This window comes from Kitasatospora sp. NPDC048545, from assembly GCF_040651155.1.
GTDB lineage: Bacteria > Actinomycetota > Actinomycetes > Streptomycetales > Streptomycetaceae > Kitasatospora.
In genome coordinates this window covers 1-15,797 of sequence record NZ_JBEZIQ010000008.1, presented here as the reverse complement: position 1 = coordinate 15,797, position 15,797 = coordinate 1, and the positions used below count along the sequence as shown (strand labels likewise).

At 72.5% G+C, this 15,797-nt stretch carries 10 protein-coding genes; 7 read left to right on the top strand and 3 right to left on the bottom strand.

Features of this window, described 5'->3' with window-relative positions; translation table 11 throughout:
- Positions 1-21 precede the first annotated feature (21 nt).
- Positions 22-2,412, bottom strand: coding sequence for an endopeptidase La (gene lon / locus AB0D10_RS10245; RefSeq protein WP_360253921.1), 2,391 nt, complete (start codon positions 2,410-2,412; stop codon positions 22-24).
- 178 nt (positions 2,413-2,590) lie between these two features.
- Positions 2,591-3,370 (bottom strand): rhomboid-like protein, encoded by a 780-nt coding sequence (locus tag AB0D10_RS10240; protein ID WP_360253919.1) that lies wholly within the window; start codon positions 3,368-3,370, stop codon positions 2,591-2,593.
- 561 nt (positions 3,371-3,931) lie between these two features.
- Here AB0D10_RS10240 and AB0D10_RS10235 point away from each other — a divergent pair.
- The 7 genes from AB0D10_RS10235 (at position 3,932) to AB0D10_RS10205 (ending at position 14,543) form a co-directional block, all read left to right on the top strand.
- The gene (locus tag AB0D10_RS10235; RefSeq protein WP_360253917.1) at positions 3,932-4,669 is read left to right on the top strand and encodes a response regulator transcription factor; all 738 of its coding nucleotides are present in this window, start codon (positions 3,932-3,934) and stop codon (positions 4,667-4,669) included.
- Positions 4,670-4,764: 95 nt separating this feature from the next.
- Positions 4,765-5,952 carry an ATP-binding protein gene (locus AB0D10_RS10230; protein ID WP_360253915.1) on the top strand — a complete coding sequence of 396 codons (1,188 nt, stop codon included), beginning with the start codon at positions 4,765-4,767 and terminating at the stop codon, positions 5,950-5,952.
- Between the two features lie 233 nt (positions 5,953-6,185).
- Positions 6,186-9,929 (top strand): multifunctional oxoglutarate decarboxylase/oxoglutarate dehydrogenase thiamine pyrophosphate-binding subunit/dihydrolipoyllysine-residue succinyltransferase subunit, encoded by a 3,744-nt coding sequence (locus AB0D10_RS10225; protein WP_360253913.1) that lies wholly within the window; start codon positions 6,186-6,188, stop codon positions 9,927-9,929.
- Positions 9,930-10,187: 258 nt separating this feature from the next.
- Positions 10,188-12,158: a protein kinase gene (locus AB0D10_RS10220; RefSeq protein WP_360253911.1), complete on the top strand. Its 1,971-nt coding sequence runs from the start codon at positions 10,188-10,190 to the stop codon at positions 12,156-12,158.
- Between the two features lie 51 nt (positions 12,159-12,209).
- Positions 12,210-12,389 (top strand): DUF6104 family protein, encoded by a 180-nt coding sequence (locus AB0D10_RS10215; RefSeq protein WP_360253909.1) that lies wholly within the window; start codon positions 12,210-12,212, stop codon positions 12,387-12,389.
- Positions 12,390-12,604: 215 nt separating this feature from the next.
- Positions 12,605-13,507 carry a DUF4097 family beta strand repeat-containing protein gene (locus tag AB0D10_RS10210; protein WP_360253907.1) on the top strand — a complete coding sequence of 301 codons (903 nt, stop codon included), beginning with the start codon at positions 12,605-12,607 and terminating at the stop codon, positions 13,505-13,507.
- 1 nt (position 13,508) lies between these two features.
- Positions 13,509-14,543 (top strand): PadR family transcriptional regulator, encoded by a 1,035-nt coding sequence (locus AB0D10_RS10205; RefSeq protein ID WP_360253905.1) that lies wholly within the window; start codon positions 13,509-13,511, stop codon positions 14,541-14,543.
- A gap of 109 nt (positions 14,544-14,652) precedes the next feature.
- Here the strand turns inward: AB0D10_RS10205 and AB0D10_RS10200 are convergent, their stop codons facing one another.
- Positions 14,653-15,615 carry a zinc-binding dehydrogenase gene (locus AB0D10_RS10200; RefSeq protein WP_360253903.1) on the bottom strand — a complete coding sequence of 321 codons (963 nt, stop codon included), beginning with the start codon at positions 15,613-15,615 and terminating at the stop codon, positions 14,653-14,655.
- Between the last annotated feature and the right edge of the window lie 182 nt (positions 15,616-15,797).

Genomic DNA, 15,797 nt, shown 5'->3' with positions numbered 1-15,797 from the left:
GTCGGCCCCTCGGACCGCTGCTCAGGCGGCGACCAGCACCTCGGCCGGCTCCAGCGCCAGCTTCAGCACCTCGCGGACGTCCGCCACCGGGTGGACGGTGAGCCGCTCCAGCACCTCGGCCGGGACGTCGTCCAGGTCGGCCTCGTTGCGCTTGGGGATGATCACCGTGGTGACCCCGGCCCGGTCGGCGGCGAGCAGCTTCTGCTTCACCCCGCCGATCGGCAGCACCCGCCCGGTCAGCGACACCTCACCGGTCATCGCGACGTCGGTGCGCACCTTGCGGCCGGAGAGCAGCGAGGCCAGCGCCGTGGTCATGGTGATGCCGGCGCTCGGCCCGTCCTTGGGGACGGCTCCGGCCGGGACGTGCAGGTGCACGCCGCGGTCGCGCAGCGAGGTGACCGGCAGTTCCAGCTCGGCGCCGCGCGAGCGCAGGAAGGAGAGCGCGATGTGCGCCGACTCCTTCATCACGTCGCCCAGCTGCCCGGTGAGGGTCAGCCCGGTGCCGCCGGTCTCGGCGTCCGCGAGCGAGGCCTCGATGTAGAGGACGTCGCCGCCGGCACCGGTCACGGCGAGGCCGGTGGCCACGCCGGGGACGGCGGTGCGGCGCTCGGCCGGCTCCTGGGCGGACTCCGGCACGTGGTGCGGACGGCCGATCAGGGCGCGCAGGTCCTGCGGCCCGACCGCGGCGGGCAGCTCGCGCTCGCCCAGTTCGGCCTGTGCGGCGACCTTGCGCAGCACCCGGGCGATCGAGCGCTCCAGGTTGCGGACGCCCGCCTCACGGGTGTACTCCCCGGCCAGCCGACGCAGCGCGGCCTCGTCCACGTCGACCTGGCCGCCGCCGAGGCCGGCCTTCTCCAGCTGGCGCGGGAGCAGGTGGTCACGGGCGATGACGACCTTCTCGTCCTCGGTGTAGCCGTCCAGCCGGACCAGCTCCATCCGGTCGAGCAGCGGCTCGGGAATGGCCTCCAGCACGTTGGCGGTGGCGAGGAAGACGACGTCGGAGAGGTCGAGGTCGACCTCCAGGTAGTGGTCCCGGAAGGTGTGGTTCTGCGCCGGGTCCAGCACCTCCAGCAGGGCGGCGGCCGGGTCGCCCCGGTAGTCGGAGCCGACCTTGTCGATCTCGTCGAGCAGGACGACCGGGTTCATCGACCCGGCCTCCTTGATCGCCCGCACCAGCCGGCCGGGCAGCGCGCCGACGTAGGTGCGCCGGTGGCCGCGGATCTCGGCCTCGTCGCGGACGCCGCCGAGCGCGACCCGGACGAACCTGCGGCCCATCGCGCGGGCCACCGATTCGCCGAGCGAGGTCTTGCCGACGCCGGGCGGGCCGACGAGGGCCAGCACCGCGCCGCCCCGGCGGCCGCCGACCAGTCCGAGGCCCTGGTCGGCCCGGCGCTTGCGGACGGCGAGGTACTCGACGATGCGATCCTTCACGTCGGCCAGGCCGGCGTGGTCGCCGTCCAGCACCGCGCGGGCGCCGGCGATGTCGTAGGCGTCCTCGGTGCGCTCGTTCCAGGGGAGCTCCAGGACGGTGTCCAGCCAGGTGCGGATCCACGAGCCCTCGGGCGACTGGTCGGAGCTGCGCTCCAGCTTGTCGACCTCCTTGAGGGCGGCCGCGCGGACGCCCTCCGGCAGGTCCGCGGCCTCGACCCGGGCCCGGTAGTCGCCCTCCTCGTCGGCCGGGTCCCCGTTCAGCTCGGCCAGCTCCTTGCGGACGGCCTCCAGCTGGCGGCGGAGCAGGAACTCCTTCTGCTGCTTGGCCACGCCCTCCTCGACGTCCTTGCGGATGGTGTCGTTGACCTCCTCCTCGGCGAGGTGGTCGCGCAGCAGGGTCAGCGCGTACTCCAGGCGGGCGACCTGGTCGGCCTCCAGCAGAACCTTGAGCTTCTGCTCGGCGGTGACGAACGGCGCGTAGCCGATGTTGTCGGCGAGCTCGCCGACGCCCTCGATCTGGGCGACCCGGTCCACGATCTGCCAGGCGCCGCGGCGGCGCAGCCACTGGGTGGAGAGCGCCTTGTACTCCTTGACCAGCTCGGCGGCCCGGCCGGCCACCGGGGTGCCCACCGAGGACTCCCGGAACGGCGTGGTCTCCACCCAGAGGGCGGCGCCGGGTCCGGTGGTGCCGACGCCGATCCGGAGCCGGCGCACGGCGCGCACCAGTGCGGCCGGCTCCCCGTCGGCCAGCCGGCCGACCTGCTCGACGGTGGCCAGCGTGCCGGCCGCCGCGTACGAGCCGTCCACCCGCGGGACCAGCAGGACCTGCGGCTTGCCGCCGGTGGCCGCGGCGCGGGCGGCCTCGACCGCGGCGCGCACCTCGGTGTCCTTGAGGTCCAGCGGGACGACCATGCCCGGCAGGACGACCTCGTCGTCGAGCGGCAGCACGGGCAGGGTGAGCGGTGTGGACGTCGATGCCATGATCTCTCCCCAGTCAGTGAAGTTGAGCCGACCTGACTAAGGCTTCACGGGCACCGGATGTTCCCGGGACTTGGTTCGCCGTGAGCGAACACGATCGGACCGTGGAGACCCCGCGGGCGGGCCGCGGCCCGGCCGTCAAAAGGGCGCCGGAGGATCACCGGGCGCGCGCGGGAGACCCTCAGCGCACGGTTCGCACGCGCGCCCCGCCGCGCGCGGGTGCCGCACCACCGACCGCCGCCACGGCCGGATGCAGCCGGGGCGGGCGCCGCTCGGTGTGGCGCAGCCAACGCCAGAGCGCCATCCCGGCGAGCACCGCCGCCGGGTGCCCGACCGCGGTGACCACGTCCCGGTCGGAGGCGATCTGCTGGGCGATCATCAGCCCGGCCCCGCTCAGCGCGAGCAGCCGGCCGTGCCGGGGCAGGAGTCCGCACAGCGCGCCCAGGCAGGCGAGCACGCCGTAGCTGACCCCGATGTCCAGGTGGTCCATCGCCTCGGGCGCCATCCGCCCGGTCTCCACCGCGGTGATCACCACGCCCTGGGAGAGCAGCGTGGCCGCGACGTGGCCGGTCGCGAAGACGGCCGCCGCCCTGGCGGGCCCGACCCTGCGCTCCAGCGGTGCGAGGGTGAAGGCGAATCCCCACAGGTAGGGCACCCAGACGTCGCCGGCCACCCAGAAACCACTCAGGACCAGGGCCCGCAGGGGGTGCTGCAGCAGGTTGTGCCCGTCCGAGCTGGAGGCCTCCCGCAGTCGCTGCACGAGCTCCGGGTCGGCGAGCCCCGCGAAGGTCGTGGTGGCACCCACGACGGCGAGGTAGCCGAGCGTGAAGGGGTTGCGCCGGGGCGTCGGCACCCGGTCCAGCAGCCACCGCGCGACACCGGTGCGCAGCCCGTGGCGGAGCATGCCGTACGGCGCTCCCGCGGGCGTCCGCCCGTCGACGACCTGCCGCGGTCCCGCCATGCCGCCTCCGCTCCACGCCGCAGCCGACGGCGCCCACCCGGTGCGAACGCACCGACGCGCACCGCGGGTTCCGCCCGGTCGGGTGTTGTCGTGGCCACGGTACGTCGAGGTTCTGAGAGGCACCTGGGAAAAGCCGGTGAAGACCGTCGACGTAGCGGACGGCCGGATTCCCGACATTGGTCCAGACCTTCTTTCGATTGACGCGTCAGTAGGCCCTCTGACCGGCGACTTGGCGTCAACTCGACTGCATACGTACCGTTACGCAGTGAAAATTCGCCGGGTAAGGTATCGGCCCGTGCCCACTCGTGCAGTGGGTCCGCGGGCGGCCCGAACAGCCGCCCCACGGGCCGGAAACGTCCGGTCCACCTGCCGGAAACCATCCGCTGTCCGTACGCTGCGGTGTGCGCGGGAGAAGTGGGCGGCCGACGAATCCGTCCTCGCCTCCCGATCGCGCGACGGGACGGCGGACCCGGCACAGTCCACGACGGAACAAGACTACGAGCGGAGCCCCGCCATCCCCACAGGTGGCCGGCCCGCAGCCCTGGGGGCGGTGGCGTGACCGTGACAGAAATTCAGCAGGAGAACCACAACACCGGCGGCGCGGTGAGCAGCCAACGCAGAGTGCTGGTGGTGGAGGACGAGCCGACGATCGCCGAGTCGATCGCGGCCCGACTGGGCGCGGAGGGCTTCAAGGTCGCCGTGGCCCACGACGGTCCCGGCGCGGTCGACGGCTTCCACACCTGGCAGCCCGACCTGGTCGTCCTCGACATCATGCTGCCCGGCTTCGACGGCCTGGAGGTGTGCCGCCGGATCCAGGCCCAACGCCCGGTGCCGGTACTGATGCTGACCGCGCGCGACGACGAGACGGACCTGCTGGTCGGCCTCGGCGTGGGTGCCGACGACTACATGACCAAGCCGTTCTCGATGCGCGAACTGGCCGCCCGGGTCAACGTGCTGCTGCGCCGCGTCGAGCGCGCCCAGCAGGCCGCCCGGACGCCCGCACTCGGCAGCCTGCGCTTCGGCGAACTGGAGATCGACCACGTGCAGCGCCGGGTCCGGCTGTCCTCGGGCGACGTCCACCTGACGCCGACCGAGTTCGACCTGCTCGCCTGCCTGGCCGCCCAGCCGCGCGCGGTGCTCACCCGCGAGCAGTTGCTGGCCGAGGTCTGGGACTGGACCGACGCGTCCGGCACCCGCACCGTGGACAGCCACGTCAAGGCGCTGCGCCGGAAGATCGGCGCCAGCTGGATCCGCACCGTGCACGGTGTCGGGTACGCACTGGAGGCCCCGCTCTCCTGACGGCGGGCCTCGGGCGACGGGCCACCGGGGGGCCCGTGACCCGAACGACGCCGTGCCACCACGCGGGGGGACACACGCGGGGACCACAGGGACCAATGACCTTTCCACAGCAACGCAACGGGGAATCCGACGGCGCGCGGCCGCAGACGCTGGCCGTCCGTGCCGCCCGCCGGGTCTGGGCCGACATCCGGCCGCTCGACCCGGTCCGCTCGATCAAGGGCAAACTCGCCCTGCTGGTGATCGTCTCCGTGTTCCTGGCCACCGGGATGGTGGTCGTGGCGATCCGGTCCGAGACCCAGATCCGGATCATCATGGTCTTCTCCATGATCGCCTCACTGCTCTTCATGCAGTTCCTCGCGCACGGGCTGACCGCCCCCCTGCGCGAGATGACGGCTGCCGCCCGCGCGATGGCCTCCGGCGACTACAGCCGCCGGGTCGAGGTGAACTCGCGCGACGAGATCGGCGAGCTGGCGGCCGCCTTCAACGGCATGGCCGCCGACCTGGAGGCCGCCGACCAGCACCGCCGCGAGCTGGTCGCCAACGTCTCGCACGAGCTGCGCACGCCGATCGCCGCGCTGCGCGCCGTCCTGGAGAACGTGGTCGACGGCGTCGTCCAGCCCAATCCGGCGACCCTGGGTGCGGCCCTGGAGCAGACCGAGCGGCTCGGCCGCCTGGTCACCCACCTGCTCGACCTCTCCAAGATCGACGACGGCGTGGTCGACCTGGACGCCCGCCCCTTCGAGGTGCGCGAGTTCCTGGACGGAGTGCTGCGCGGGGTCACCGTGGACGGCGCGACGGCCGGCGGGGCCTTCTCCCGGCGCGGGGACGTCCGGCTGGCCCTGGAGGTCAGTCCGGCCGGCCTGACCGGCGTGGCGGACCCCGAGCGCCTCCACCAGGTGGTCGCGAACCTGGTCGACAACGCCTGCAAGCACTCCCCGCCCGGCGGCACCGTGACGGTGCGCGCGCGGCCCGACGGCGGGGGCCTCGGCCTGCTACTGGAGGTCCAGGACGAGGGCCCGGGCATCCCTCCGGCCGACCGCACCCGGGTCTTCGAGCGGTTCAGCCGCAGCGGCACCGCGACCGCGGCCGGACCGGGCGCGGACGGCGGCACCGGCCTGGGCCTGGCCATCGCCCGCTGGGCGGTGGACCTGCACGGCGGACGGATCGCGGTCGCCGAGTCGCCGAGCGGCTGCCGGATCGAGGTCCGCCTGCCGGGGCCGCGCCAGGACGACGGCCGGGACATTTGTCACAGATCCGACACAGACGCACACGAAGATCGTTAGAGGATTTCAGTAGGGGTTTGTCCGGTTTTATCCGGGTAATAGCCCTGTTTGGGGCCGATCGGTTCCCCTCAGATACGGCTTTCTAACGCACTTTTTCAGCCAAACTGCAGGTCAGGACTGTGATCTGGGCGACGCCTGGCCCCCGGGGACTGCGCGATCACTGGTCAGGGGCGTAGCCTTAATCCCCGCTGTCCAAACATCCCAAAAGGAAGCGGAAGAGGGCGGTTGCCGCCGTGTCGCCACAGTCCCCTGAAACCCCCAACAGCTCGGCAAGTTCCACTGGCTTCGGCCCCAATGAGTGGCTCGTCGACGAGATCTACCAGCAGTACCTCCAGGACCCGAACTCGGTCGACCGAGCCTGGTGGGACTTTTTCGCCGACTACAAGCCCGGTACCGAGGTGACCCCAGTGACCCAGGCCGCGACCCAGGCCGGCCCCACGCCGACCCCTGCCGCTGCCCCCGCGCCCGCCGCTGCTCCGGCCGCGCCCGCCCCCGCCGCACCGGCCGCCCAGGCCGCTCCGGCGCCGGCTGCCGCCCCGCTCGCCGCCGCGCCCGCCGCGCCCCCGGCCCCGAAGGCCGCCGCGCCGGCCCCGGCCGCACCCGCCGCCGCTGCCGGCCCCGAGCTGGTCCAGCTGCGCGGCCCGGCGAAGGCCGTCGCCACCAACATGGACGCCTCGCTGGAGGTGCCGACCGCGACCTCGGTCCGCGCCGTGCCGGCGAAGCTGTTGATCGACAACCGCATCGTCATCAACAACCACCTGCAGCGCGCCCGCGGCGGCAAGGTCTCCTTCACCCACCTGATCGGTTACGCCCTGGTCCAGGCCATCAAGGCCGCCCCGGGCATGAACCACAGCTACAAGGTGGAGGACGGCAAGGCCTTCCTGGTCAAGCCCGAGCACGTCAACCTCGGCCTGGCCATCGACCTGGTCAAGCCCAACGGTGACCGCCAGCTGGTCGTCGCGGCCATCAAGAAGGCCGAGACCCTCGACTTCTTCGGCTTCTGGCAGGCCTACGAGGACATCGTCCGCCGGGCCCGCGCCAACAAGCTGACCATGGACGACTTCACCGGCGTCACGGTCTCGCTGACCAACCCCGGCGGCATCGGCACCGTGCACTCCGTGCCGCGCCTGATGCAGAACCAGGGCACCATCGTCGGCGTCGGCGCCATGGAGTACCCGGCCGAGTTCCAGGGCTCCGCCCCGGAGACCCTGTCCCGCCTGGGCGTCTCCAAGATCATGACGCTGACCTCGACCTACGACCACCGCGTCATCCAGGGCGCGGCGTCCGGCGAGTTCCTGCGCGAGATCCACCGTCTGCTGCTCGGCGAGAACGGCTTCTACGACGAGATCTTCGAGTCGCTGCGGATCCCGTACGAGCCGGTCCGCTGGGCCACCGACGTCGCCACCACCCACGACGACGAGGTCAACAAGACCGCGCGCGTCATGGAGCTGATCCACTCCTACCGGGTCCGCGGTCACCTGATGGCCGACACCGACCCGCTGGAGTACAAGCAGCGCAAGCACCCCGACCTGGACGTCACCACCCACGGCCTCACCCTGTGGGACCTGGAGCGCGAGTTCGCGGTCGGCGGCTTCGGCAGCCAGAAGATGATGAAGCTCCGCGACATCCTCGGCCTGCTGCGCAACACCTACTGCCGCACCGTCGGCATCGAGTACATGCACATCCAGGACCCGAAGCAGCGCAAGTGGCTGCAGGAGCGCCTGGAGAAGCCGTACGCGAAGCCGGAGCGCGAGGAGCAGCTGCGGATCCTGCGCCGGCTGAACTCCGCCGAGGCCTTCGAGACCTTCCTGCAGACCAAGTACGTCGGGCAGAAGCGCTTCTCGCTGGAGGGCGGTGAGTCGCTGATCGCGCTGCTGGACGCGACCATCGACGCCGCCGCCGAGCACCGCCTGGACGAGGCCGTCATCGGCATGGCCCACCGCGGCCGCCTGAACGTGCTGGCCAACATCGTCGGCAAGCCGTACGGCAAGATCTTCGGCGAGTTCGAGGGCAACCTCGACCCGAAGTCGATGCACGGCTCCGGCGACGTCAAGTACCACCTGGGCTCCGACGGCACCTTCACCGGTCTGGACGGCGAGACCATCAAGGTCTCGCTCGCCGCGAACCCCTCCCACCTGGAGACGGTGGACCCGGTCGTCGAGGGCATCGCCCGCGCCAAGCAGGACATCCTGGACCAGGGCGGCACCACCTTCCCGGTGCTGCCGATCCAGATCCACGGCGACGCGGCCTTCGCCGGCCAGGGCGTCGTCGCGGAGACGCTGAACATGTCGCAGCTGCGCGGCTACCGCACCGGCGGCACCGTGCACGTCGTGGTGAACAACCAGGTCGGCTTCACCGCCGCCCCGGCGTCCTCGCGCTCCTCGATGTACTGCACCGACGTGGCCCGCATGATCGAGGCCCCGATCTTCCACGTGAACGGCGACGACCCGGAGGCCGTGGTCCGCGTCGCGCGGCTCGCCTTCGAGTTCCGCCAGGAGTTCCACAAGGACGTGGTGATCGACCTCATCTGCTACCGCCGCCGCGGTCACAACGAGGCCGACAACCCGTCGTTCACCCAGCCGCTGATGTACGACCTGATCGACAAGAAGCGCTCGGTGCGCAAGCTGTACACCGAGGGCCTGATCGGTCGCGGCGACATCACCATGGAAGAGGCGGAGCAGGCGCTCCAGGACTTCCAGGGCCAGCTGGAGAAGGTCTTCGCCGAGGTCCGCGACGCGGCCCAGGCGCCGGCCGACGCCACCGCCGGCAAGCCGGTCGCCGACTTCCCGGTCTCCATCCAGACCGGCATCTCCCAGGAGATGGTCAAGCGGATCGCCGCCTCCCAGGTGAACCACCCGGACTGGCTGACCGTCCACCCGCGCCTGCTGCCGCAGCTGCAGCGCCGCGCCGGCTCGGTCGAGGACAACACCATCGACTGGGCGATGGGCGAGACCCTCGCCATCGGCTCGCTGCTCATGGAGGGCCACCCGGTCCGCCTGGCCGGCCAGGACAGCCGCCGCGGCACCTTCGGCCAGCGGCACGCCGTCCTGATCGACCGCAAGACCGGCGAGGACTACACCCCGCTGCAGTACCTCACCGAGGACCAGGCCCGCTACACCGTCTACGACAGCCTGCTGTCGGAGTACGCGGCCATGGGCTTCGAGTACGGCTACTCGCTGACCCGCCCGAACGCGCTGGTCATGTGGGAGGCGCAGTTCGGCGACTTCGTCAACGGCGCGCAGACCGTGGTGGACGAGTACATCGCCTCCGCCGAGCAGAAGTGGGGCCAGCACTCCGGCGTCACCCTGCTGCTGCCGCACGGCTACGAGGGCCAGGGCCCGGACCACTCGTCCGCCCGCCCGGAGCGCTTCCTCCAGCTGTGCGCGCAGAACAACATGACGGTCGCCATGCCGACCCTGCCGTCGAACTACTTCCACCTGCTGCGCTGGCAGGCGCACAACCCGCACCACAAGCCGCTGGTCGTCTTCACCCCGAAGTCGATGCTGCGTCTGAAGGCTGCGGCGAGTGCGACCGAGGAGTTCCTGTCCGGCTCGTTCCGCCCGGTCATCGGCGACACCACCGTCGACCCGGCGCAGGTCCGCAAGGTGGTCATCACCGCCGGCAAGTTCTACTACGACCTGGCGGCGGCCCGCACCGAGCGCGGCGTCACCGACACCGCGATCGTCCGGGTCGAGCGGCTCTACCCGCTGCCGGTGGCCGAGCTCCAGGAGGAGCTGGCCCGCTACGGCGACAACGTCCAGTTCGTCTGGGCGCAGGAGGAGCCGGACAACCAGGGTGCCTGGCCGTTCATCGCGATGAACCTGGTCGACCACCTGCAGGTCGTCATCGGCCGCAGTGCCGGCGGCTCCCGCCTGCGCCGCGTCGCCCGGACGACGGCCTCGTCCCCGGCGGTCGGCTCGGCCAAGCGGCACGCCGCCGAGCAGCAGGCGCTGATCGAAGAGGTCTTCTCGCTCTGACGCCCCAAGGCTCGGACACCTGACGACCCATGGCCCCCGTCCTCCCACCCGGGAGGACGGGGGCCGTGTCGTTTCCGGGAGAACCGTTTCATCGCCACGCCATGTCAAGGTCCCAGCTCTGCAACCAAACCGGAACCCCGATGCACGGACTCCTGACGGATCGATAGGTTATGCCTCGCCGGTCGGCGCCGGACGCCCGTCACCGCGCCCCGCCGCCCCGGCCGTACGACCTCACCGCTCACCCAGGGGGATCACCGCATGACCGCCGACACGCCCCGGGACGCCGACAGGCTCCCGCCGGTCTTCCAGCCGCTCCTCCCGGACGACCCCAGGGAGGTCGGCGGCTACCGGCTGTTCGCCCGGCTCGGCGCCGGCGGCATGGGCCGGGTCTACCTGTCGTACACCCCGGGCGGGCGCCCGGTCGCGCTCAAGGTGGTGCGCCCGGAGTTCGCCGAGGACGGCGAGTTCCGCCGTCGCTTCGCCCAGGAGGTCAGCAACGCCCAGCGCATCCACGGGCTCTACACCGCGCAGGTGATCGACTCCGGCGGCCTGGACACCGACTCCCCGTGGCTGGTCACCGCCTACGTCCCGGGCCCGTCCCTGCAGCAGGTGGTGCGCGAGAACGGCGCGCTGCCGGTGCGCACCGTGCTGTTGCTGATGGGCGGCATCGCCGAGGCCCTGCAGGCGATCCACAGCGTCGAGGTGGTCCACCGCGACCTCAAGCCCGCCAACGTGCTGGTCGCCGGGGACGGCCCGCGGGTGATCGACTTCGGCATCGCCCGGGCCGCCGACGCCACCGCCCTCACCGGCACCGGCTACCGGATCGGCTCCCCCGCCTTCATGTCCCCCGAGCAGGCCCAGGGACGCCCGGTCACCCCGGCCACCGACGTCTTCGCGCTGGGCGCCCTGGCCGCGTACGTGGCCGGCGGCACCGCGCCGTTCGGCGACGGCCCGGACACCGCGGTGCTCTACCGGGTGGTGCACGAGGAGGCGGACCTGTCAGCCGTCCCGGCGGACCTGCGCGAGCTGGTCCAGCGCTGCCTGGCCAAGAGCCCGGAGGACCGCCCGAGCCCCGCCGAGATCATCCGGGTCGCCCGCAACCACCCCGAGGTCGGCGGCCAGCTGCGGTTCGGCGACGACTGGCTGCCGCGCCAGGTCAACACCGAGATCACCCGCCGCTCCGACCTCCCCAAGACGCCGCCCACGCCGTTGCCGGCCGCGCCCGCCACCCCGCCGACGCCGCTGCCCGCGATGCCGGCCACCGCTCCGGCCACACCGCCTCCGCCGCCCGCCGCACCGACCCACCCCGCCACCGTGGTGCACCCGCCGCAGCAGCCCGCAACGCCCCCGCCGGGCTTCGCGCCGCCGCCGCTCGGCGCGTACGGCGCCCCGCAGGCGCCCACCGAGTCGCCGACCGCCCCGGTGCTGCCCGCCCCGCCCACCGCCCGGCTGCAGCCGGAGCCGCCGTCCTTCGACACCCCGCCGCCCGGACCGGTGGTGACCGCCCACCCCGTCGCGGCGGTGCCGGAGCCGGAGCCCGCGCGCAAGGGCGGGGTGTCCTGGAAGGTGCTGCTCACCGTCGCCCTGGTGATGGCCGTCGGCGGCACCGCGGGCGGCGTGGTGCTGATGAAGAAGCTGGACGACGGCAAGAAGAAGGACACCGCCGCGGCCTCCACCTCCGCCGGCTCGCCGACCGCCGTGAACCCGGCGCCGACGACGCCCAGGTCCACCCCGACCGAGGCGGACGACGACTCGCCGTCGCCCACGCCGGGCACCACGAAGAACAGCGGCGCCACCGGCTCCTCCAAGAGCCCGTCGGCCGGTGCCACCGTGCCCCGCAACAGCGTCTACACCGTCGTCTACCAGGACACCGAACTCTTCGCGACCAGCTACAGCTACAGCTTCGACCTGTCCGGCGGCAAGGTCGTCCCGGACAACACCTACCCGTCCTGGGCCCTGGACCCGACCAGCTCCGGCAGCTTCGACCTGGACAGCAACTCCGACGCCTACATCAGCCGGGACAACGTGCTCACCCCGCAGAGCTGCTCGGCGGCGATCGACCGGGAACCCACCAAGAGCCTGAAGTTCGACGACCTCCCCCCGGGCCGGCTGTTCTGCCTGCGCAACCGCAACAACGGCGGCGTCGTGATCGCCAAGGTGATCGAGCAGGGCAACAAGAGCAGCGGCGCGGTCAAGCTGTCGCTGAGCTACTGGCGCAACGACGGCTGACCGGCCCGGTCTATCCTGACCGGGTCGACCCCCACCGGACCGGAGCGAACCGTGTACTTCACCGACCGAGGCATCGAGGAGCTGGCGAACCGGCGCGGCGAGGAGGAGGTCACCTTCGAGTGGCTGGCCGAGCGCCTGCGCGAGTTCGTCGACCTCAACCCGGACTTCGAGATCCCGGTCGAGCGGCTGGCCACCTGGCTGGCCCGGCTCGACGACGAGGACGACGAGTGACCCGCTGACGGCCGCCGAGAGGCCCGGGAGGCAACCGCCTCCCGGGCCTCTCGCATGCCCGCGGGCCGCTTCCCACGGGGTGTCCCGTAGGGGAGGTCTCGGGGGCGGATCGGGGTCGGTATCGGGGTCCGGCACGCTTGACTCTCCCGGCACGCGATATATCGTCTTTAGAAGAGAACGCGATACATCGCGATCGACGACGGGAGGCGGCAGAGATGAGCCAGTGGACGGTCGACGGGCCCGAGAGGATCACCATCGACGAGGCGGTCCGCGCGCTGCACGTGCGGATCATCGAGGGCACGGTGAACGTGGTGGCCGCCGAGGGCCCCGCCCGTCTGGAGGTCACCGAGCTCCGGGGCGAACCGCTGCACGTGACCGTGGTGGACGGCGTCCTGACGGTCACCTACAAGGACATCAACAGCTGGGGCGAGTTCGGCGACTGGCTCAAGTCGGTCGGCTCGGTCAAGAGCTTCTTCGGCTCCCTCAAGCGCAAGCGGGTCGCCGGCATCACGCTGACCGTCCCGGCCGACGCCGAGGTCAAGGTCGGCACCGTCTCCGCCGACGCCACCGTCTCCGGCATCGCCGGGCACGTCTCGGTACAGAGCGCCAACGGCGACACCACCCTGGTCGGCCTGACCGGCCGCACCGACGCCAACACCGTCACCGGCGACGTGGACGCCCAGTCGGTCGGCGGGCAGCTGCGGGTCAACAGCGTCTCCGGGCAGCTCACCGTGGTCGCCGGCACGGCCGACCGGGTCCAGGCCAACGCCGTCACCGGCGCCGTCACCCTGGACCTCGACGTCGACGGTGAGGCCGACGTCAAGGTCACCACCGTCAGCGGGCCGGTCGTCGTCCGCATCCCCTCCCGCACCGACGCCAAGGTCGAGGCCGGCTCCACCAGCGGCGACATCTCCAGCAGCTTCGAGCAGCTCAAGCTGAGCAGCACCTGGGGCGCCAAGAAGCTGTCCGGGCAGCTCGGCGAGGGCCGCGGCAGCCTCAACGTCACCACCGTCTCCGGCGCGGTCACCGTGCTGAGCCGCCCCGAGCCCGAGGACGAGGGCCCAGCCAAGGAGCTCCCGGCCGCGCCCGGCAAGCCCGACCTCACCAAGGAGGCCTGAGATGACCCCCGTGTTCGGCCACGGCCGGCTCCGGCTCTACCTGCTGAAGCTGCTCGACGAAGCCCCGCGGCACGGCTACGAGGTGATCCGCCTGCTGGAGGAGCGGTTCCAGGGCCTCTACGCCCCCTCGGCCGGGACGGTCTACCCGCGGCTGGCCAAGCTGGAGCAGGAGGGCCTGGTCACCCACAGCACCGAGGGCGGCCGCAAGGTCTACCGGCTGACCGACGCCGGTCGCACCGAACTCGACTCCCGGCGGGGCGAGTTGGACGAACTGGAGCTGGAGATCCGGGACTCCGTGGCGCAGCTCGCCGGGGCGATCCGCGAGGACGTCCGGGACAGCGCCAAGGACCTGCGCGAGGAGCTGTGGAAGGCCGCCAAGCAGGCCCCCAGGCCGGACCGCGCCGGTGGCGAGGGCGACCCGTGGGCGGGCCCCTGGGGCGACAACGACTCCTGGCAGCGCGCCAAGGAGGAGTTCACCCAGTTCAAGCGGCAGGCCAAGGAGCAGGCCAAGCGCGCCCGGGAGCAGGAGAAGGCGGCCAAGGCCAAGGCGAAGGCCGCCGAGGAGGAGTCCCGTCGGCTGCGCGAGCAGGCCAAGGCCTCGCGCAACGCCGCGCAGCAGGAGGCGTTGCGGATCAAGCGCCGGGTCGAGCAGCAGGTCCGCGAGCACGCCGCGAAGGGCGACTGGCCGACCGGGCTCGCCGAGGGGCTGGCCGAGCTGACCAAGGGCCTGTCCGGCCTGGCCGACGCGGCCCGCTGGGGCCAGCCGTCGGACGAGTCGGCGCCGGCGGACGAGCGGATCACCGTGACCCGGATCGACCTGGACGCGGACGAGTCGGCCGCCCCGGCGGACCTGCCCTCCTGGGCGCGCACCGACCCGGCCGGGGACCCGGCCCGGGAGCTGGAGCGCCTGCTCGACCGCTTCCGCGACCAGGTCCGCGACGCGGCCCGGGACGGCGGGGTGAGCGCGGACAGGCTGGCCGAGGCCGGCGCGGTGCTGGGCGCCGCGGGCGAGCGGCTGAAGCGGCTGCTCGGCTGACGGCCGGGCGGCCCGTGACGGCACGGCCGGCGAAGGCGTGCCGACCGCGGCCGCGGTACGGAGGATCCGGGCCCGGTGCTCCCGCGGGGAGCACCGGGCCCCTCTCACGTCAGGGGTTGAGGACGATCTTGCCGAAGACGTCGCCCTTGGCGAGCCGGGCGAAGCCGTCCCGGGCCTCGCCCAGCGGCAGCACCGAGTCGATCACCGGACGGACGCCGGTGTTGGCGCAGAGTGCGAGCAGCCCGGCCAGCTCCTCCTTGGTGCCCATGGTCGAGCCGACCACCTTGAGCTCCAGGAAGAAGATCCGGTTCAGTTCGGCGGCCTTCGGGTTGGGGCCGGAGGTGGCACCCGAGATGACGATGGTGCCGCCCGGGCGCAGCGATTTCACCGAGTGCGACCAGGTCGCGGCACCAACCGTCTCCATCACCGCGTCCACCCGGGCGGGCAGCCGGGCGCCGCTCTCGAAGGCCGCGTCGGCGCCGAGCTCCACCGCCCGGTGGCGCTTGGCCTCGTCCCGGCCGGTGACCCAGACCCGCAGGCCGGCCGCCTTGCCGAGGACGATCAGCGCGGTCGCCACACCGCCGCCCGCCCCCTGCACCAGGACGGTGTCGCCGGGCTTGACGCCGGCGTTGGTGAACAGCATCCGGTAGGCCGTCAGCCAGGCGGTGGGCAGGCAGGCGGCCTCCTCGAAGCTCAGCTCGGTGGGCTTGGGCAGCAGGTTCCAGGTGGGCACCGCGACCTGCTGGGCGAAGGTGCCCTGGTAGCGCTCGGTCAGGATCGAGCGCGGCTCGTTCGGGCCCACCCCGTGGCCGCTCTGGCCGATCACCGAGTGGATGACCACCTCGTCGCCGTTCTCGTCGACGCCCGCCGCGTCGCACCCGAGGATCATCGGCAGCTTCTCGGCCGGCAGGCCGACCCCGCGCAGCGACCACAGGTCGTGGTGGTTGAGGCTGGCGGCCTTGACCGTGACCACGCTCCACCCGGGGCGGGCCTGCGGCTCGGGGAGCTCGCCCAACTCCAGTCCGCTGAGCGGGTCGTCGGCATCGATACGTGCGGCGTAGGCAGCAAACATGATCCGGACGATAGCGGCGACGGCCCGGGGCCGGGAACCACGCGTGGGTGTGACGCGCGTCCCGGCCCCGGGCCGTCCGGCCGGCGGTCCGGCCGGGTCCCCCGGGCGATGACGGGCTGCCCCCAGTGCTCGCCGGCGTCCGGCACCGAGTTGGTCAGGTGCACCACCGGCACGAAGTCCAG